Annotated in this window: 15 protein-coding genes and 1 pseudogene; 3 read left to right on the forward strand and 13 right to left on the reverse strand. The window is 70.2% G+C overall.

What is annotated here, in order from left to right:
- Positions 1 to 32: 32 nt before the first annotated feature.
- Positions 33 to 191: pseudogene (locus OG534_RS23535) on the reverse strand (RNA-guided endonuclease TnpB family protein); the annotation flags it as partial.
- Between the two features lie 117 nt (positions 192 to 308).
- On the opposite strand from OG534_RS23535, the gene OG534_RS23540 reads away from it, so the two are divergent.
- Positions 309 to 875: a GPR1/FUN34/YaaH family transporter gene (locus OG534_RS23540; protein WP_326590456.1), complete on the forward strand. Its 567-nt coding sequence runs from the start codon at positions 309 to 311 to the stop codon at positions 873 to 875.
- Between the two features lie 124 nt (positions 876 to 999).
- On the forward strand, positions 1000 to 2283 hold the full coding sequence (locus OG534_RS23545; RefSeq protein ID WP_326590458.1) for an RNA-guided endonuclease InsQ/TnpB family protein: 1284 nt from the start codon (positions 1000 to 1002) through the stop codon (positions 2281 to 2283).
- Between the two features lie 33 nt (positions 2284 to 2316).
- On the opposite strand, the gene glmS is transcribed toward OG534_RS23545, so the two are convergent.
- Together glmS and OG534_RS23555 are read right to left on the reverse strand one after the other, a co-directional pair.
- A complete protein-coding gene (gene glmS / locus OG534_RS23550; RefSeq protein WP_326590459.1) occupies positions 2317 to 4134 on the reverse strand; it encodes a glutamine--fructose-6-phosphate transaminase (isomerizing) in 1818 nt (605 codons plus the stop codon).
- A 65-nt stretch (positions 4135 to 4199) separates the two neighbouring features.
- A complete protein-coding gene (locus OG534_RS23555) occupies positions 4200 to 4475 on the reverse strand; it encodes a hypothetical protein (protein WP_031150000.1) in 276 nt (91 codons plus the stop codon).
- 173 nt (positions 4476 to 4648) lie between these two features.
- Here OG534_RS23555 and OG534_RS23560 point away from each other — a divergent pair, with 173 nt between their 5' ends.
- A complete protein-coding gene (locus tag OG534_RS23560; protein ID WP_326590462.1) occupies positions 4649 to 6241 on the forward strand; it encodes a beta-N-acetylhexosaminidase in 1593 nt (530 codons plus the stop codon).
- A 40-nt stretch (positions 6242 to 6281) separates the two neighbouring features.
- Here OG534_RS23560 and OG534_RS23565 read toward each other — a convergent pair whose 3' ends face one another.
- The 10 genes from OG534_RS23565 to OG534_RS23610 form a co-directional block, all read right to left on the reverse strand.
- Positions 6282 to 6836, reverse strand: a complete 555-nt coding sequence (locus OG534_RS23565; protein WP_326590464.1) for a hypothetical protein — start codon at positions 6834 to 6836, stop codon at positions 6282 to 6284.
- A gap of 155 nt (positions 6837 to 6991) precedes the next feature.
- The gene (locus OG534_RS23570) at positions 6992 to 8773 is read right to left on the reverse strand and encodes an IucA/IucC family protein (RefSeq protein ID WP_326590466.1); all 1782 of its coding nucleotides are present in this window, start codon (positions 8771 to 8773) and stop codon (positions 6992 to 6994) included.
- The gene (locus tag OG534_RS23575; protein ID WP_326590468.1) at positions 8770 to 9363 is read right to left on the reverse strand and encodes a GNAT family N-acetyltransferase; all 594 of its coding nucleotides are present in this window, start codon (positions 9361 to 9363) and stop codon (positions 8770 to 8772) included. The genes OG534_RS23570 and OG534_RS23575 overlap by 4 nt, the downstream gene beginning before the upstream one ends.
- Positions 9360 to 10652, reverse strand: coding sequence for a lysine N(6)-hydroxylase/L-ornithine N(5)-oxygenase family protein (locus tag OG534_RS23580; protein ID WP_326590469.1), 1293 nt, complete (start codon positions 10650 to 10652; stop codon positions 9360 to 9362). The genes OG534_RS23575 and OG534_RS23580 overlap by 4 nt, the downstream gene beginning before the upstream one ends.
- Positions 10636 to 12135 (reverse strand): pyridoxal phosphate-dependent decarboxylase family protein, encoded by a 1500-nt coding sequence (locus tag OG534_RS23585; protein WP_326590470.1) that lies wholly within the window; start codon positions 12133 to 12135, stop codon positions 10636 to 10638. Before OG534_RS23585 ends, OG534_RS23580 begins: the two co-directional genes overlap by 17 nt.
- 153 nt (positions 12136 to 12288) lie before the next feature.
- On the reverse strand, positions 12289 to 13218 hold the full coding sequence (locus tag OG534_RS23590; RefSeq protein WP_326590472.1) for a siderophore-interacting protein: 930 nt from the start codon (positions 13216 to 13218) through the stop codon (positions 12289 to 12291).
- Between the two features lie 102 nt (positions 13219 to 13320).
- The gene (locus OG534_RS23595; protein ID WP_326590474.1) at positions 13321 to 14358 is read right to left on the reverse strand and encodes an ABC transporter substrate-binding protein; all 1038 of its coding nucleotides are present in this window, start codon (positions 14356 to 14358) and stop codon (positions 13321 to 13323) included.
- 143 nt (positions 14359 to 14501) lie between these two features.
- The gene (locus tag OG534_RS23600) at positions 14502 to 15662 is read right to left on the reverse strand and encodes an acyl-CoA dehydrogenase family protein (RefSeq protein ID WP_326590476.1); all 1161 of its coding nucleotides are present in this window, start codon (positions 15660 to 15662) and stop codon (positions 14502 to 14504) included.
- 7 nt (positions 15663 to 15669) lie between these two features.
- The gene (locus OG534_RS23605; RefSeq protein ID WP_326590477.1) at positions 15670 to 16605 is read right to left on the reverse strand and encodes a hydroxymethylglutaryl-CoA lyase; all 936 of its coding nucleotides are present in this window, start codon (positions 16603 to 16605) and stop codon (positions 15670 to 15672) included.
- A complete protein-coding gene (locus tag OG534_RS23610) occupies positions 16602 to 18734 on the reverse strand; it encodes an ATP-binding protein (protein ID WP_326590479.1) in 2133 nt (710 codons plus the stop codon). The genes OG534_RS23605 and OG534_RS23610 overlap by 4 nt, the downstream gene beginning before the upstream one ends.
- Positions 18735 to 18737: the final 3 nt, after the last annotated feature.

Genomic DNA, 18737 nt, shown 5'->3' on the forward strand with positions numbered 1-18737 from the left:
GCTCCCCTCCCTGACGGAAGGGGATCCTTGGCTCACGCAGCCTCCCGAGGCGGCGCCTCGTGAGGTCTTCCACGATCAGTACCAACCGGGGTCAGACCTGCCCGGACGAGCATCACGCGCGCGGAGTTCTTGTCCCGTGGGGACACGGCTCCGCACGCGGTGCAGGTGCGCTCTCCCAGCGGCAGATCCCTCGCTGTTGTCAATCCGTGACCCTCTGTTAAGTCGATTGTGCGGTTGTGCCCCCGTGTAAAGGGTAGATAAATGCTGCTGGGACGCAGCAAACAACTGCAGATCGAAGGGAGCCCGCCGTGGACAATGGTGTCTCTGCGGGAAGCACGGCCTCGACTTCGACCCTGGGGAACATCGCCCTGGGTCTCACCCTTCTCGCGTTCGGTATCGGCCACACCGGCGTCATCGACGGCGTGTCCGCTGCCAGCTCCGCGTCGCTCGCGATGTACGTCGGCGGCGCAGCCCTCTTCCTCCTCGGGCTCCTCGAGTACCGCGGCGGCAACGGGTTCAACGGCACCGCGTTCGCGGGCCTCGGCATCTTCTGGTTCACGTGGGCCAAGGGCGCAGGGGGTTCGGTCTCCGACGAAGCTGCCGGAACGTTTCTTGTCCTGTTCGCGATGCTCGCGCTGACCCTCACGGTCGCCGCCGCGAGCGGTCTGTTCAGCCAGGGCGTCTACGCCCTGCTGACCCTGTCGCTCGTCCTGCTGGCCATAGGGGCGTTCATGGACAGCGGCGGTCTCGCCAAGGCGGGCGGCTGGGTCGCCGCCGTCGCCGGACTGCTGGCCTGGTACGGGGCCACCGCGGCCCTCGCCCACTGGCCGATGGCCGTCGGCAAGGCCCGGCGCGGCGCGGTCGCCGCGAGCTGAACGGCTACGTAAGAACGGAACGGCCCCGAGATTCTGGGGGCCGTTCTCGTCTATAAAAGGGTATTTTCTATCTCTTTCGCGCATGGGAGCATTTTGTTGATGAGTCGTCGGCACGATAGGCCGTGTGAAGGCGGACGCGGGGCGCAAGTATCGTGCGTACCCCACCGAGGTCCAGGACCAGGTCCTGGTGCGGTGGGGGCATACGGCGCGTGCTCTTTGGAACGTGGCTCTTGAGCAGCGGGTGTACCTGTGGGAGCAGCGTCGGTACACCCTGCGTTCTGTCGAGCAGAGCAAGTTCCTGACGGCCGCCCGGACCGACCTGGACTGGATGGGTGACCTGCCCGCGCAGTCCGGGCAGCAGATTCTGCGCAGCCTGGACCGTGCGTACGACAATTTCTGGAACCCAAGCCACCCCGCTGGGTTTCCGGCGCGGAAGAAGCGCGGGCACCGTCTGTCGATCCCGTTCCCTGGCCAGGCGGTCGAGGTCCGCAAGCTGAACCGTAAGTGGGCCGAGGTGCGTCTGCCCAAGCTCGGCTGGCTGCGGTTCCGGCTCTCCCGAGCGATCGGCGGCACGGTCCGCAATGCCACGGTGTCCCGGGACGGCAACGGCTGGCACGTCTCCTTCGGCGTCCACACGGGCCGCATGCCGGACGTGCCGAACGGGAAGCCCGCGTGCGGGGTGGACTTCGGGGTGGCCGCGTCCGCGTTCGTCTCCACCGAGACCACACCCCGCCTCATGCCCCGGTCACTGAAAGCCAAGGAGAAGAAGCGGCTCAGGGCGCTGGAGCAGCGCAAGGCGCGGCAGATCACCTACGCCAAGAAACACAACGGCGGGAAGTACAGCCGCCGCCTGCGCACGACGATCGCCCAGATCGCAAGGCTCACTACCCGCCGGGCCAACCGACGGCGGGACTTCACGCACAAACTCACCACCGACCTCGCCAAAAGCCACGGCCTGATCGGTATCGAAGACCTGCGCGTGAAGAGCATGACCGCCTCTGCGAAAGGCACTGCCGAGGCCCCGGGGAGGAACGTCCGGGCGAAGGCCGGGCTGAACCGGTCGGTCCTCGACAACACTCCGGGGGAGCGGCGGCGGCAGCTTGAGTACAAGGCCCGCATGTACGGGTCTGTACTCGTCGCCGTGCCGCCGTTCCACACCTCTCAGACCTGCGCCGCTTGCGACCTGGTCGATCCAGGGTCCCGTAAGGGATGCGGCCGGCTGTTCGCCTGCACTCGGTGCGGGCACGAGGACGACGCCGACCACAATGCCTCGATGGAGATCGAGGCCCGAGCCCGCCGGACGGGTGGCTCGGACATCAGCAGCACGCGCAGCATCCCCCGGATGCGAGTCCCGGCCACCGGCCGGAGGCGGATGCGTGAAGCCCTTCAGCCCGCCCACGCGGGCTGAAGGGAATCCCCGCCTTCAGCGCGGGGAGGATCGTCACTCGACGGTGACCGACTTCGCCAGGTTGCGCGGCTTGTCGATGTCGCGGCCCATGGCCAGGGCCGTGTGGTACGCGAGCAGCTGGAGCGGGATGCCCATCAGGATCGGGTCCAGCTCGTCCTCGTTCTTCGGGACGACGATGGTGTGGTCCGCCTTCTCCTGCTCGCGGTGGGCGACCGCCAGGATCCGGCCGCTGCGGGCCTTGATCTCCTCCAGCGCCGCGCGGTTCTTCTCCAGCAGGTCGTCGTCCGGGACGATCGCGACCGTCGGCAGCGAGGGCTCGATCAGGGCGAGGGGGCCGTGCTTGAGCTCGGAGGCCGGGTAGGCCTCGGCGTGGATGTAGGAGATCTCCTTCAGCTTGAGGGAGGCCTCCAGGGCCACCGGGTAGCCGCGCACCCGGCCGATGAACATCATCGACTTGGCCTCGGCGTACTCGGCCGCCAGCTTCTTGATGTCCTCTTCGCCGTCGAGGATCTCCTGGATCTGCGCGGGCAGCTTGCGCAGGCCCTCGATGATCCGCTTGCCGTCGGTGACCGACAGGTCCCGGATGCGGCCCAGGTGCACGGCCAGCAGCGCGAAGGCCACGACCGTGTTGGTGAAGCACTTGGTGGAGACGACGCAGACCTCGGGACCGGCGTGCACGTACACGCCGCCGTCGGCCTCGCGGGCGATCGCGGAGCCGACCACGTTGACCACGCCGAGGACGCGGGCGCCCTTGCGCTTGAGCTCCTGCACGGCCGCGAGCACGTCGTACGTCTCACCGGACTGGGAGACCGCGATGTAGAGGGTGTCGGGGTCCACGACCGGGTTGCGGTAGCGGAACTCGGAGGCCGGCTCGGCGTCCGCGGGGATCCGGGCCATGCCCTCGATGAGGCCGGCGCCGATGAGGCCCGCGTGGTACGAGGTGCCGCAGCCCAGGATCTTGACCCGGCGGATGCCGCGCGCCTCGCGCGGGTCCAGGTTCAGGCCGCCCAGGTGCACGGTGTTGAAGCGGTCGTCGATCCGGCCGCGCAGCACGCGGTCGACCGCGTCGGGCTGCTCGGAGATCTCCTTGTGCATGTAGGTGTCGTGACCGCCCATGTCGTACGAGGCGGCCTCCCACTCCACGGTCTCCGGGGTGGCGGTGGTCGTCGTGCCGGAGGTCGTGTAGGTGCGGAAGTCGTCGGCCTTGATGGTGGCCATCTCGCCGTCGCCGAGGGTGACGACCTGGCGGGTGTGGGCGACCAGAGCGGCGACGTCCGAGGCGACGAACATCTCCTTCTCGCCGATGCCGAGCACCACGGGGGAGCCGTTGCGGGCGACGACGATGCGGTCGGCGAAGTCGGCGTGCATGACGGCGATGCCGTAGGTGCCGTCGATGACCTTGAGCGCCTCGCGGACCTTCTCCTCCAGGGAGTCGGCCTGGGAGCGGGCGATCAGGTGGACGATGACCTCGGTGTCGGTCTCCGAGACGAAGACCACGCCGTCGGCCTCGAGCTTGGCGCGCAGCTCGGAGCAGTTGTCGACGATGCCGTTGTGGACGACGGCGACCTTGTTCTCCGGGTCCAGGTGCGGGTGGGAGTTGAGGTCGCTCGGGGCGCCGTGCGTGGCCCAGCGGGTGTGGGCGATGCCGGTGGTGCCGGCGAAGCGCTTGGGGACGCGGGACTCCAGCTCGCGGACCCGGCCCTTGGCCTTGACGACCTTCAGGGCCGGGGCCTTCGGGGTGTTGACCACGATGCCCGCGGAGTCGTATCCGCGGTATTCCAGTCGCTGCAGGCCTTCCAGCAGCAGCGGTGCCACGTCACGCTTGCCGATGTAACCGACGATTCCGCACATACGGTGTTGCCCCTCCTGAAGTTCGGTTCGTGTACTCGCTCGCGGCCGCGGGTGCGGCGGCAGGCTCAGCCGTAGACGATGCGGCGCAGCTGCCGGAGCGACAGCTCCGGAGGCGCCACGGCGCGGTGCGGCAGCTCGGCCGCGATCCGCTCGAAGATGTCCGCGTTGACCGCTCCGCCGGACTGCAGTTCACGGTGGCGGCGGCGGACGAACTCCTCGGTCGTCTCGTCGAAGTAGGCGAGCACGTCGAGTACCACCCGGGCGGCCTCGCCGCGCTGCAGCGCGGTGCTGCGCACCAGGTGGTCGACGAGGTCGTCATGCGACGGGCGGCGATCGAGCACCCGTAGATAATCGCGGCTGACGGCGTCGAACGCAAAGATCCTGCCCGATTTCGGGCAGGATCCCTCTGGTCTGGACCATCGGAGGTGCCCGGTGTGATCTCCTTCGGATGATTTTCGCCCGTCCGGGATTCGCACACGAGACGGGACGGCCCGCTTGGCCTATACCTGTGCGCATGAGAGTCCTGCGACGCACGCTCGGCGCCCTCCTCGTCCTCGGCGCGGCCCCGGCCTTTCTCACCGCCTGCACCACCGCCCGCGGGGACGACGCCCGGCCCGGCGACGACCCTCCCCCGGCCCTCGCCCCCTTCGAACGGCTCCTGCCGGCGCCGGCCTCCGCGGACGTCGCGGGCCCCGGGTACGCCTTCGGGCCGGGCACCGTCGTCCGCACCGGTCCGGGGCCGGACGAGGAGGTCCGCCGGGTGGGCGAGCTCCTCGCGGAGCAGCTGCGCGGCCCGAGCGGACTGCCGCTGCCGGTGGTCGACGGGGCGCAGGGGGACGGGATCCGGCTCAGGATCGACGAGGAGGCCGAAGGAGTCGGGGACGAGGGGTACCGGCTGGAGTCCGGCCCCGGCGGGGTCACCCTCACCGCGCGGACGCCGGCCGGGCTGTTCCACGCGGGACAGACGCTGCGCCAGCTGGTGCCCGTGTCCGGCCCCGGGACGGTGCCGGGCGGGACGATCACCGACGCGCCGCGCTTCGCGTACCGGGGGGCCATGGTCGACATCGCGCGGCACTTCTTCACGGTGGACCAGGTGAAGAGGTACGTGGACCAGCTCGCCCAGTACAAGGTCAACACGCTGCACCTGCACCTGACCGACGACCAGGGGTGGCGCCTCGCGATCGACTCCTGGCCGCGGCTGGCCCAGTACGGGGGCGGCAGCGAGGTCGGCGGCGGGCCCGGCGGCCACTGGACGAAGGACGAGTACCGCGAGCTGGTGGCGTACGCGGGGGAGCGCTACGTGGACGTGGTCCCGGAGATCGACATGCCGGGCCACATGAACGCGGCGCTCGCCTCCTACGCCGAGCTGAACTGCGACGGCAAGGCCCCGCCGCGGTACACCGGGACCAAGGTGGGATTCAGCTCGCTGTGCGTCGGCAAGGAGCGGACGTACGAGTTCATCGACGAGGTGCTCGGCGAGCTGGCGGAGCTGACGCCCGGCCGCTACCTGCACATCGGCGGCGACGAGGCGCACGTGACGCCCGCGGCGGACTACGCGGCCTTCATGGACCGGGCGCAGGCGGTGGTGGGGCGGTACGGCAAGACGGTGGTGGCCTGGCACCAGCTGGCGCAGGCCCGGCCGGCGCAGGGAGCGGTGCTCCAGTACTGGGGCCACGACAAGACCCCGGCCGCGGACAAGGCGGCCGTGGCGGCGGCGGCGAAGGCGGGGCACCCGGTGATCCTGTCGCCGGCGGACCGGCTGTACCTGGACATGAAGTACGAGGCGGCGACCAAGCCGGGGCTGGCGTGGGCCGGGTACGTCCCGGTGCAGCGGGCGTACTCCTGGGACCCGGGGGCCTACCTGGCCGGGATCCCGGAATCCGCCGTGCTGGGCGTGGAGGCCCCGCTGTGGACGGAGAACGTCTCGACACGGGCCGAGTGGGAGCTGATGGCGTTCCCGCGCGTCCTGGGCCTGGCGGAACTGGGCTGGTCCCCGCGGTCCTCGCTGGACTGGGCCTCGTACGGCCGCCGCCTGGCGGCGCAGGCTCCCCGGCTGGACGCGCAGGGCATCGCCTTCTTCCGGGCGCCGGAGGTTCCCTGGCAGTGACCGGCCGGGCCGGGGCACGGGCCGTGGTCACAGCCCGTGGTCAGGGACAGCTGCTGTCGGCCCCGCCGGCCCCGTCGGCCGTCGAACCGACCTCTATCTCGAAACCGGCACCGGAAGCGAATTCCTGGCCGGAGCCAGGCCCGTAGAACTCGACGTAATCCCGTGCGCTGACGAAGTTGAGCATGAGCTGCTTCGCCTGTCCTTCCTCGCCCTTCGTGAAGCACAGTCCCTTCAGCTCGTAACCCGCCACCGGCTGGGGCCAGAACTGCCAGCCGTCGGCCTCCGCGGCCTTGCGGTAGTGGTCGAGGACTTCCTGACGGGTTCCCGGATACGCGTAGAGGCGCCCGGCCGAAAGCCAGGCGTCGCCGCTGTCGTCCGCGCACTCGGAGAGGAACCCGTCGTAGCTCTGGGGAGGCGTCGCGCCCGGCGGCGGCGAGGCGAGCAGGGGGAGCGACTCCAGTTCCTTCATCCGGGCTTCGGTCCCCTCGCAGGTGGTGAACGGGGAGAGCACCGAACAGCCGGTCAGGCCCCCGGCGACGACCGCGGCCGACAACAGCAGAGCGGCCACGCGGCCGGGGCGGATCCGGAACGGCACAGTGGCTCCCAGGTGTCGGCAGCAGCCGGCTGACAGGCGGAAAACGCGACGGCGTGATCGCGAAGAGGGCCATTATTGGGCTTCGCGGTCACGCTGTCACGCTGTTGGGCGGGGCGGTATCGAGGGACCGTATCGATACCGCCCCGCCCCGTCCGTCACCGCCGGGCGAAGGCCGCGACGGGGTTCTTGAGGGTGCCGATCAGCTGGAGCGCGGCGGACGGGTCGGCGAGGTCGACCATCTGCTTGTTGTTGCGCAGCTGGAGGCGGTTCAGGCAGGACAGCTGGAACTCCTCCGCGAAGAGGTCGTACCGCTCGAAGCGCTCCGCGAGCTGCGGCGTCGACTCCTGGTACGCGTGGCCGCAGTCCGCGACCGCCTGCCAGAAGGTGTCCTCCTCGCAGATGCCCTCCGCCGCCAGGATCGGGCCCAGGAAGCGGAAGAAGCAGTCGAACACGTCCGTGAAGATGGACAGCAGCTTCATGTCCTCCGGGATGTCCGCCCGGATCCGCTCGACCGCGGGCGGCAGGACCGCGTCCGGGTCCATGACCACGATCTCCTCGGCGATGTCCTTGAAGATCGCCCGCTTCACCACGCCGCCCTCGATGACGAGGATCGTGTTCTCGCCGTGCGGCATGTACGCGAGGTCGTACTGGTAGAAGCAGTGCAGGAGCGGGACCAGGTAGGCCCGCAGATAGTGGCGCAGCCACTCCGCCGGGGTCAGGCCCGACTCCGCGATCAGCGCGCCGACGAAGGACTTGCCCTCGGCATCGACGTGCAGGAGCGAGGCCATCGTGGCCAGGCGCTCGTCGCCCTGGATCGAGTTCACCGGGGACTCGCGCCACAGCGCGGCCAGCATCTTGCGGTACGGGGAGTACCGATCGGTGGCGCGCTCGTACTGGCGGTGGTGGTAGCCGATCGCCGCGCGCTCGCGGATGATCGAGAAGTCCACCGACTGCAGGACGTCGTCGCCCTCGATCAGCTGGTGCAGCCAGTCGTTGATGGCCGGGGTGGCCTCCATGTACGCCGCGGACAGACCGCGCATGAAGCCCATGTTCAGGACCGAGATGGCCGTCTTGACGTAGTGCTTCTCCGGTGCGCTCCGGTTGAAGAACGTACGGATCGACTGCTGCGCGAGGTACGCGTCCGGGCCCTCGCCCAGCAGCACCAGGCGGTGGTTGGCGATCTCGGCCGCGAAGGTGACCGTGGTCTTGTTCCACCACTGCCAGGGGTGCACGGGGAAGAGGTGGAAGTCGGCCAGGTCCAGGCCCAGCGCGGTCATCCGCTCCGCGAAGACGCCGATGGTCTCGTCGCCGAGCTCCTCGCGCATGAAGGAGTCGTGGTCCAGGCCGGCGCCCGCCGTGAAGGTGGAGACGTCCTTGCGGGCGGCCACCCACACCAGGTGGACCGGGCTCGCCGTCTCCGGGGCGTACGAGAGGTACTCGTGCACGCCGAAGCCGAGGCGGCCGTTGTTGGCCACGAAGCAGGGGTGGCCCTCGGTCATGCCCGTCTCGATGTCCTGGAAGGAGGACTTGGCGAGGACGTCGGCGGAGATCTGGGGCTTGGTGTACTTGAAGCCCGTGCCGGCCAGGGTGGAGGAGATCTCCTCCAGGTAGACCGGCAGGACCTGCGGGCTCAGGCCCAGGGTCTCGCGCAGCTCGATGTGGAAGTCGAGGGCGTCCGGGGCGAGCTCTTCGCCGCCCTGGAGGCGGGTGATCGAGGCCTCGTCCACGTCCCAGTGGTCCAGGGCGTACAGGTCGGCCTTGAACCGGTACTCGACCGAGGAGTCGTCGCTCAGGACCGAGTAGAGGCCGGAGCCCAGCGGCTTCGGGGTCAGGAGGCGTTCGTGGGAGAACTCCGCGAGGGCCTTGCGGACCAGCGCGCGGTTCGCCCGGGCCCACAGCTCCGGGGAGAGGTGGGCGACGGCGTCGGCGAGGCTCATATCGAGGACTCCTTCGTGATGCCGGTGGCCGCCTCGAACCGGGCGCGGGTGCAGAAGCTCAGCAGGGCTTCCTTCTCCGGCTTCCGGATCGGGCGTTCGGGCACGAAGCCGACGGCCTCGTTCAGGGCGTGCACGGCCGTGTTGCCGACGTCCGGCTCGACCACGACGCGCTCGGTCGACGGGTCGGCGAAGACGGCCGCCATGACGGTGGTGATGACGGCGCGGGTGAACCCGTGCAGCGGCTGGTCGCTGGGCGCGACGAGGAAGTGCATGCCGACGTCGCCGGGCTGGGCGTCGTACAGGCCGACCAGCTCCAGCTCGCTCGGGTCGTAGGTCTCCATCAGGAACGCCGGGCGGCCCTCGTGGAGGCCGATGAAGGCCTGGTGGTGCTCGTGGGCCGTGATCCGCATGTACTCGCGCTCGACGTCGGGCAGCGAGGCGTCCTGCATCATCCAGAAGGACGCCTTGGGGTGCGTGACCCAGCCGTGGAGCAGCTCCGCGTCGGCGAAGGGGTCCAGGGGACGGATGGCGAAGGTCCCGAGGGTCCCGTCGGTGCGGGCGTACAGGATCTCGTCGGTGGTGGTGCTCATACGTGCGTGCCTTCCGGGGCTGCGAACTGCTGGAACGCGATGGACTTCTCGACCTTGTAGTACTCGCGGCCGAGGAGCTCTCCGACGATGTACGCGTTGCGGTAGGCAGCCATGCCCAGGTCGGGCGAGGTGAGGGAGTGGTTGTGGGTCGTGCCGTTCTGCAGGTACACGCCGCGGCCCGTGGTGTCGATGCTGTAGTTGCGGGCGGCGTCGAGGCGGCCGTGCCCGTCGAAGTTCAGCCGGTCGCGCACGGGGGCGAGGAAGTCGGGGAAGCTGTACTTGTAGCCGGTGGCCAGGAGCAGGCCCTCGGTGGTGAGGGAGAAGTCCCGCTCCTGCTCCTCCTGGCGCAGCCCGAGGGTGTAGGTGCCCGTGGTGGTGTCGTACGCCGTGCTGTTCAGCGAGGTGTTGGTCAGCAGGGTCGTCGGCACCGCGCCCGGCATGGTGATCTTCTTCTGGTAGAGCAGGTCGAAGATGGCGTTGATCAGCTCGCCGTCGATGCCCTTGAAGAGGTTCTTCTGCTGGGTCTCCAGCCGGTAGCGGGTCTCCTCGGGGAGGGCGTGGAAGTAGTCCACGTACTCGGGGGAGGTCATCTCCAGCGTGAGCTTCGTGTACTCCAGCGGGAAGAACCGCGGCGAGCGGGTCACCCAGTTGAGCTGGTAGCCGTACGTGTCGATCTCGGCGAGGAGGTCGTAGTAGATCTCGGCCGCGCTCTGGCCGGAGCCGACCAGGGTGATCGACTTCTTCTTCTGCAGCTCTGCCTTGTTCTGCATGTACGCGGAGTTGTGCAGGAAGTCGCCGCCGAGCCCGGCGCAGGACTCCGGGACGAAGGGCGGGGTGCCCGTGCCCAGGACCAGGCGGCGGGCCAGGTGGGTCTCGCCCTTGTCGGTGCGGACCTCGTAGAGCCCGGCCCGCTCGTCGTAGGTGACCTCGGTGACGGAGGTGGAGTACAGGACGTTGTCGAGCCGGTCGGCGGCCCAGCGGCAGTAGTCGTTGTACTCGGCCCGCAGCGGGTAGAAGTTCTCACGGATGTAGAAGGAGTACAGCCGGTCCTTGTCCTTCAGGTAGTTCAGGAAGGAGAAGGGCGAGGTCGGGTCGGCGAGGGTGACCAGGTCCGACATGAACGGCGTCTGCAGGTGCGCGCCGTCCAGGAACATTCCCGCGTGCCACTCGAAGTGCGGCTTCGACTCGATGAAGAGGCCGTCGAGTTCGTCGATCGGGGCGGTCAGGCAGGCGAGTCCCAGGTTGAAGGGACCGAGGCCGATTCCGATGAAGTCACGAGGCGTGGGCAAGGGATTCTCCCAGGTACTGCTCGGCGTGGGACGCGAGGAGGTCGAGTACGGCCGCGATGTCGGCCGTCGTGGTCTGCGGGTTGAGGAGGGTGAACTTCAGGTACTGGTCCCCGTCCACCTTGGTGCCGGCGACGACGGCCTCACCGGAGGCGAACAGGGCCTTGCGGGCGTGCAGGTTGGCCTCGTCGACCAGGTCCTTGCGGAACTCGGTGCCTTCGAGTCGGGGCACGTATCGGAAGACGAGCGTGGAGATCTGGGGCTTGACGACGACCTCGAAGCGCGGGTGGGCGTCGATGACGTCCCAGCCGGCGGCGGCCAGGTCGATGACCTCGTCGAAGAGCGAGCCGATGCCGTCGGCGCCCATCACGCGCAGGGTCATCCAGAGCTTGAGCGCGTCGAACCGGCGCGTGGTCTGGATGGACTTGTCGACCTGGTTGGGGATGCGCTCCTCGGCCATGCGGCGCGGGTTGAGGTAGTCCGCGTGGTACGTGGCGTGCTTGAGGGTGTCGCGGTCGCGGACGAGCATGGCGCTGGAGCTGACCGGCTGGAAGAACGACTTGTGGTAGTCGACCGTGACCGAGTCGGCGTGCTCGATGCCGTCGAGGAGGTGCCGGCGGGTGGGGGAGACCAGCAGGCCGCAGCCGTAGGCGGCGTCCACGTGCATCCACGCGGAGTGCTCGGCGGTCAGGCGGGCGATCTCGGGGAGCGGGTCGATGGACCCGAAGTCGGTGGTGCCGGCGGTGGCGACGACGGCCATCGGGAAGAGGCCCTCGGCGGCGCACTCCTCCAGCTCCAGGGCGAGCACCGAGGTGTCCATCCGGCGGTTGCGGTCGACCGGGACGGCGATGACGGCCTCGTAGCCGAGCCCGAGCATGGCGGCCGACTTCTTCACGCTGAAGTGGCTGGCCTCGGAGGTGAAGATGCGCAGCTTCGGCAGGAGTTCGGCCTTGGTGAGCTCGCGGCCCTCGGCCAGTTCCTTCTGCATGACGATGCGGCAGGCCTCGTCACGGGCGAGGAGCAGTGCGTGGAAGTTGGACTGGCTGCCACCGGAGGTGAAGATGCCGTCCGCGCCGGGGCCGAGGCCGATGCGCTCGGCGGTCCAGTCGATGAGGCGGCGCTCGATGAGCGTGCCGCCGATGGACTGGTCCCAGGTGTCGAGGGAGGAGTTGACGGCCGAGAGGATCGCCTCGCCCAGCACCGCGGGGATGACGACCGGGCAGTTGAGGTGCCCGAGGTAGCGCGGGTGGTGGAAGTAGACCGCGTCGCGCAGGTAGACGTCTTCCAGCTCGTCCAGGGCGGCGGCCGCGTCTTCCAGCGGCTTGTCCAGGTCGATCCCGTTGATGACCGGGGCGAGTTCGTCCACGGATATACCGGTGTGAGGCCGCTCAGTGGTCGCGAGTTTGGCGGCGACGCGTGCGACGCCCTCGGTGACGGAACGCCGGTAGAGGTCCGCGGTCGTCTCATTCAGCAGATGCGAACGCATCAACTTTCCTCCGGGCAGGGGGTGGAGAGGGTGATGGGGCGTGGTACTCGACGCTTAGGTTAGCCTAACCTAAGGTTCAAGCCAAATGGAGATGGGCCCTGGCTGAAACCAGGGCCCATCTCCAACGGCCTTACGTATGGGGGGAGTCGAGTGCTACAGCTCGGACGCCGGGTCCTCGCTCGGGGCCTTGCCCGCGTACGCCTCGGCGAGGAGCTGCTCCTCGCTCGCGCCGAGCCGCCAGTAGCCGGTGAAACGCACCGCGCGGCGGTCGACGGATCGTTCCTGCACGAAGTGGCGGCGCACCGCGCGAATGGTGCCGGCCTCGCCCGCCAGCCAGGCGTACGGGGCTTCGGCGGCGGCCGGTTCGGCCGCCCGCAGCACGCTCAGCACCTGCTCGGTCCGCTCCCGGCCGTGGCCCTCGCGCACGATCCAGGTGATGTCCACGTCGGCGGGCGTCGTCAGGGCGAGCCGGTCGTCCTCGTGCGGGACCTCGAACCAGGCGTGGACCCGGGTCCCGGCGGGCAGCCGGTCCAGGATCGCGGCCGCGGCCGGCAGCGCCGTCTCGTCCGCGTACATCCAGACCGCGTCGGTGTCGGCCGGCGGCTGGAAGCGTACGGACTTGTTCTCCGCGACGGCCGGTCCGATGGCCAGGATCCGGCGGCCGGCGACCGCGCGCCCGGCCCAGTGCGAGGCCGGCCCTGTGACATCAGCCGCTGCCGCGGCGGGGTCCCCGTGCAGGACGAAGTCGATGTCGACCTCGTCCACCCCCTCGGGCGTACGGCGCTGTTCGCGCACGGTGTAGGAGCGCATGACCGGACGCTCCTCGTCCGGCATCCCGCGCCAGGCGGCGAACCAGGTGTCCTCGTCCGTGGACGGCAGGACGGTGTGCTCCCGGCCGGCCGGAGGCAGGAAGAGCGACAGGCTCTGGTCGAAGCCGCCCGAGCGGAAGGCCGCGAGGGACTCGCCGCCGAACGTGACCCGCAGGAACGAGTGGCCGAGGCGGCGCGTGCGCACCACTTCGAGCGCGAAGAACCGGAAGTGGGCGACGGCCGGAGCGGCGTCGTCGGACGCGGTGACGGTCATGCGGGTGAGTCCCCCCTGGGAGTCGGTGCGGCCTGCCGGGTCCCCGTGGGAGCCGGCAGGCCTGTCCGGCGCCCGGTCACCGGGCGCCGGGGCTGGACCGGGTCAGCTGACCTTCTTGGCGCTCTGGATGGACTTCGCGAGGTCCTCCAGGATCTGGGCGCACTTGGCGTACGAGAAGATCGGCTCGGTCACGCGCGGGGTGATCTGGCCGGCCTTGACGGCGGGCAGCTCGGCCCAGGTGGCCTTCGCCTTCAGCTCCTCCGGCTGCAGGGTGCCGGTGCGGTTGTCGAGCAGGACGACGTCGGCCTTGTACTTGCCGGCGTTCTCCCAGCTGAGGCTCTCGAAGAAGCCGCCCTCGTCCAGCTTCTCCGGGGTGACGAACTCGACGCCCAGCTGCTTGAAGTACTTCAGGTCGGCCGAGGTCTCCGGGGTGGAGACGTAGAACAGGTCGGCGGAGCCGGAGCCCACGAGCACCTTGACGCCCGGGTTGGCCTTGGTGGCCTCGCGCACCTTCGCGGCGGCCGCCTCGAAGCGGGCCTTGGCGTCGACGGTGGTCTTGGAGTTCATGTCGGCGCCCAGGGACTTGGCGAGGTCCGCGGTGCGCTCCAGCGCCTTGTCGAGGGTGACGTCGCCGCCGACCTTGACCGCGGCGGCCGGGGCCAGCTTCAGGATCTTGTCCTTGGAGGCCTCCGGCACGTACCAGAGGGTGCCGTCCCAGCTGTTGGTGACGAGCAGCTCGGGCTGCAGGGCCGCGTACTTCTCGACGTTGAACTCGTCGTACACGTTGCCGAGGATCTCGACCTTGGAGATGTCCATCGAACCGGCCTGCACGTCGGGCTTGCCGTCGGCGGTCTTGGTCGGGCCGAACACGCCCTTGACCGGGATGCCGTAGTCGTACAGCGCGGCGGCGGTGCCGGTGAAGGCCACGATGTTCTTCGGCTTGGCCGGGAGGCTGAGCTCCGTGCCGAGGTCGTCCTTGAAGGTCCAGGGGCCGGAGGCCGCGGCGCCGTTGTCCTTGCCGCCGTCGCCCTTCGCCGGTTCGGTGCCGCCGCACGCGGCGAGCGTCGCGACGAGGCCGAGGGCGCCGCCCGCCGCGATGAATCCGCGACGGGTGAGGGAGGAGGTTCGGGACTTGGGCATGTCGATGTCCGTTTTCGTGCGTGCCGGGCGGCCACTGAGCCGTTCGTGGGGAAGGTTAGCCTAACCTTGGCCTGAAACGGTAAGGGGGCCCTAAGTTTTTTCAGGGCCCCCTTGTGCCGCCCGTCCGCGGGCGAGCCGTACGACTAGGCGGTGAAGCCCAGTTCACGCGCGATCAGCATGCGCTGGACCTCGCTCGTGCCCTCGCCGATCTCCAGGATCTTGGAGTCCCGCCACATCCGGGCCACCGGGTACTCGTTCATGAACCCGTAGCCGCCGTGGATCTGGGTCGCCTCGCGGGCGTTGTCGACGGCGACCGTCGAGGAGTACAGCTTGGCGATCGCCGCCTCCTTCTTGAACGACTCCCCGCGCACCAGCCGGGAGGCCGCGTCGCGCCAGCCGATGCGGGCCATGTGGGCGCGCATCTCCATGTCGGCCAGCTTGAACTGGATGGCCTGGTTGTCGCCGATCGCCTTGCCGAACGCGTGCCGCTCCTTGGCGTACTTCACCGACTCGTCGACACAGCCCTGCGCGAGACCCGTCGCGAGCGCGGAGATCGCGATCCGGCCCTCGTCGAGGATCCGCAGGAACTGCGCGTAGCCGCGGCCCTCCTGGCCCACCAGGTTGGCCAGGGGGACCCGTACGCCGTCGAAGGACAGCTCACGCGTGTCCGAGGCGTTCCAGCCCACCTTGGAGTACGGAGCGGCCACCGTGAAGCCCGGGGTGCCCGACGGGACGATGATCGAGGAGATCTCCGGGCGGCCGTCCGCCTTGCGGCCCGTCACGGCGGTGACCGTGACCAGACCGGTGATGTCCGTACCGGAGTTGGTGATGAAGCACTTCGAGCCGTTGATGACCCACTCGTCGCCGTCGCGGACCGCCGTGGTGCGGGTGCCGCCGGCGTCCGAGCCGGCGCCGGGCTCGGTCAGGCCGAACGCGCCGAGGATCTCGCCGGAGCACATCTTCGGCAGCCACTCCCGCTTCTGCTCCTCCGAGCCGAAGAGGTAGAGGGGCATGGCGCCCAGGGAAACCCCGGCCTCCAGGGTGATGGCGACCGAGGAGTCGACGCGGGCCAGCTCCTCCAGGGCGATGCCGAGGGCGAGGTAGTCGCCGCCCATGCCGCCGTACTCCTCCGGGAAGGGCAGGCCGAACAGGCCCATGCGGCCCATCTCGGCGACGATCTCGTACGGGAACTCGTGCCGCTCGTACAGGTCGCCGATCTTCGGCGCGACGACGTCGTGCGCGAACGCCTCGACAGTACGGCGGAGTTCCTCGTGCTCAGGGGTGAGCCGGTGGTCGAGGGACATGGTGTGACTACTCCTTGTGGGAGAGGGCGCGGACGGTACGGGAGGGGCTGGGTCGCCCCAGCTGTTCGGCCATCCACACGCTCGTGGCGGTGAGGGCGGCCAGATCGACCCCGGTCTCGATGCCGAGGCCGTCGAGCATCCACACCAGGTCCTCGGTCGCGAGGTTGCCGGTGGCGCTCTTCGCGTACGGGCATCCGCCGAGGCCGCCTGCGGAGGCGTCGACGGTGGTCACGCCGTGCTGGAGCGCGGCGAGGGTGTTGGACAGGGCCTGGCCGTAGGTGTCGTGGAAGTGCACGCCGATGCGGTCCGTCGGCACGCCGGCCTCGTTCAGCGCGGCGAGCAGGGCCTGGACGTGGCCCGGGGTGGCGACGCCGATCGTGTCGCCGAGGCTCAGCTCGTCACAGCCGAGGTCGAGCAGGGCCGTGGCGACGCGTACGACCTGGTGGACCGGGACGGGTCCCTCCCAGGGGTCGCCGAAGCACATCGACAGATAGCCGCGGACGTGCGCCTTCTCCTGCTTGGCGCGGGCCACGACGGGCTCGAACATGGCGAGGGACTCGGCGACCGTGCGGTTGAGGTTGCGGGAGGCGAAGGTCTCGGTCGCCGAGCCGAAGACGGCGATCCGGGTGGCCCCGAGGGCGAGCGCGCGGTCCAGGCCGCGCTCGTTGGGGACCAGGACGGGCAGGGCGACGCCGTCGAGGCCCGCGAGCTGCGGGAACAGCGCCTCGGCGTCGGCCAGCTGCGGAACCCACTTGGGGTGCACGAAGCTGGTGGCCTCGACGGTGGTGAGCCCGGCGGCGGCCAGGCGGCGGATGAACTCCGCCTTGACCTCGGTGGGTACGGTGCCCTTCTCGTTCTGCAGCCCGTCGCGGGCGCCGACCTCGTGGATCCGGACCCGGGCCGGGAGGCCGGGGGCCGGGACGGTCATCGGCAGGCCGTTCATTCGCTCTCCTCGTCCGGGGTGACGACGGCCAGGACCTGGTCCATGGCGACCGTGGTGCCGGGGGTCACGTCGAGTTCGGTGACGGTGCCGGCGTGCGGGGCGGAGATGACGTGCTCCATCTTCATGGCCTCGACGACGAGCAGGCTCTGGCCGGCCGCCACCGTGTCGCCGACGGCCACCTTGACGACGGTGACGGTGCCGGGCATGGGGGCGGCGAGGGTGTTGGCGCCGGTCCGTCCGCCGCCGCCGAGGTTCGCGGCCACGGGGTCGTACGCCTGGACGTGCCAGCTGTCCGCGTCGCGGCCGAGCCAGGTCCCCTCCGGGGAGGTGGCGTGGCTGAAGGTGTGCGTGACGCCGTTGAGTTCGACCGTGACGTGGTCGGGGGTGAGGGTGATGATCCGGGCTCGCGCCGGTGCGCCGGGGCTCTGCCCCGGACCCCGCGCCTCAAGCGCCGGCGAGGCTGGATTTGCCCCGGCCGAGTCGGAGAAGAGCAGCTCGGACTCCGCGCCCGAGTGGCGGGTGCGGACCTCTACGGGGTCGTGGCCCGGGAGGCGGAAGTGGTGGACCGTCCAGGCGGGCGTGCCGCCCATGCGCCAGCCGCTGGCGGCGTCGAACGGGTCGACCCATCCGTCCGGCCTCGCCGCAACTCCCAGCCCCGCCAGGGGGTACCCCCGGACGGAGTCTGGGGGAGTTTGAGGCGCGGGCCCGGGCAGAGCCCGGGGACCCTGCGCCAGCAGGGCTGCCGTCGCGTACACCTCGTCCGGAACCCCCTCCGGCAGGAGCTCGGCGAGGTCGCGCTCGACCAGGCCCGTGTCCAGGTCGCCCGACACCACGTCCGGGTGCGCCAGCAGCCGCCGCAGGAAGCCGGCGTTGGTCTGGACGCCCAGGATCACGGTGTCGGCCAGCGCCGCCCGCAGCATCCGCAGGGCCGTCGCCCGGTCGGGCCCGTGCACGATGACCTTGGACAGCATCGGGTCGTACGTCGAGCCCACCGGCACGCCCGCCGTCAGCCCGGAGTCGGTGCGCACCGCACCGCCCGAGGGCTCCGACAGGGCCAGGACGGTGCCGCCGGACGGCAGGAACCCGCGCGCCGGGTCCTCCGCGCAGACGCGGGCCTCGATCGCGTGCCCGGTCAGCGTCACGTCGGACTGGTCGAAGCCCAGCGGCTGCCCGGCCGCCACCCGCAGCTGCAGCTCCACCAGGTCCAGGCCGGTGATCAGCTCCGTCACCGGGTGCTCGACCTGGAGGCGGGTGTTCATCTCCATGAAGTAGTACGAGGAGGGGTCGACGCCCGGGACGATGAACTCCACCGTGCCCGCGCCGACGTACCCGCAGGAGCGGGCCGCGTCGACCGCCGCCGCGCCCATCGCCGCCCGCGTCTTCTCGTCGAGCAGGACCGACGGCGCCTCCTCGATCACCTTCTGGTGGCGGCGCTGCAGCGAGCACTCGCGCTCGCCGAGGTGCACCACGTTCCCGTGGGCGTCCGCCAGCACCTGGATCTCGATGTGCCGCGGCCGGTCCACCCACCGCTCGACCAGCAGCGTGTCGTCGCCGAAGGACGAGCGCGCCTCGCGGCGGGCCGCCGCGATCTCCTCGGCCAGCACCGCCTCGTCGCGCACCAGCCGCATGCCCTTGCCGCCGCCGCCCGCCGAGGGCTTCAGCAGCACCGGCATGCCGATCTCCATCGAGGCGGCGACCAGTTCGGCGTCGGTCAGGCCGCTGCCCGAGGAGCCCGGCACGACGGGCACGCCCGCCGCCTTCACCGTCTCCTTGGCGCGGATCTTGTCGCCCATCAGCGAGATCGCGCCCGCCGGGGGCCCGATGAAGGCCAACCCGGCCTCGGAACAGGCCTGCGCGAAGGCCGCGTTCTCGGCGAGGAAGCCGTAGCCGGGGTGGACGGCCTCGGCGCCCGTGCGCCGCGCGGCGTCCAGGAGCCGCTCCACGGACAGGTAGCTCTCGGCGGCGGCCGCAGGGCCGATCCGGACGGCCGTGTCGGCCTCCCGTACGTGGCGCGCGTCCGCGTCCGCGTCGCTGAACACGGCGACCGAGCGGATGCCGAGCTGTCGCAGCGTGCGGATGACCCGGACCGCGATCTCGCCCCGGTTGGCGACCAGAACAGTGCTGAACATCGA

The organism is Streptomyces sp. NBC_01294, from assembly GCF_035917235.1.
Classification (GTDB): domain Bacteria; phylum Actinomycetota; class Actinomycetes; order Streptomycetales; family Streptomycetaceae; genus Streptomyces; species Streptomyces caledonius.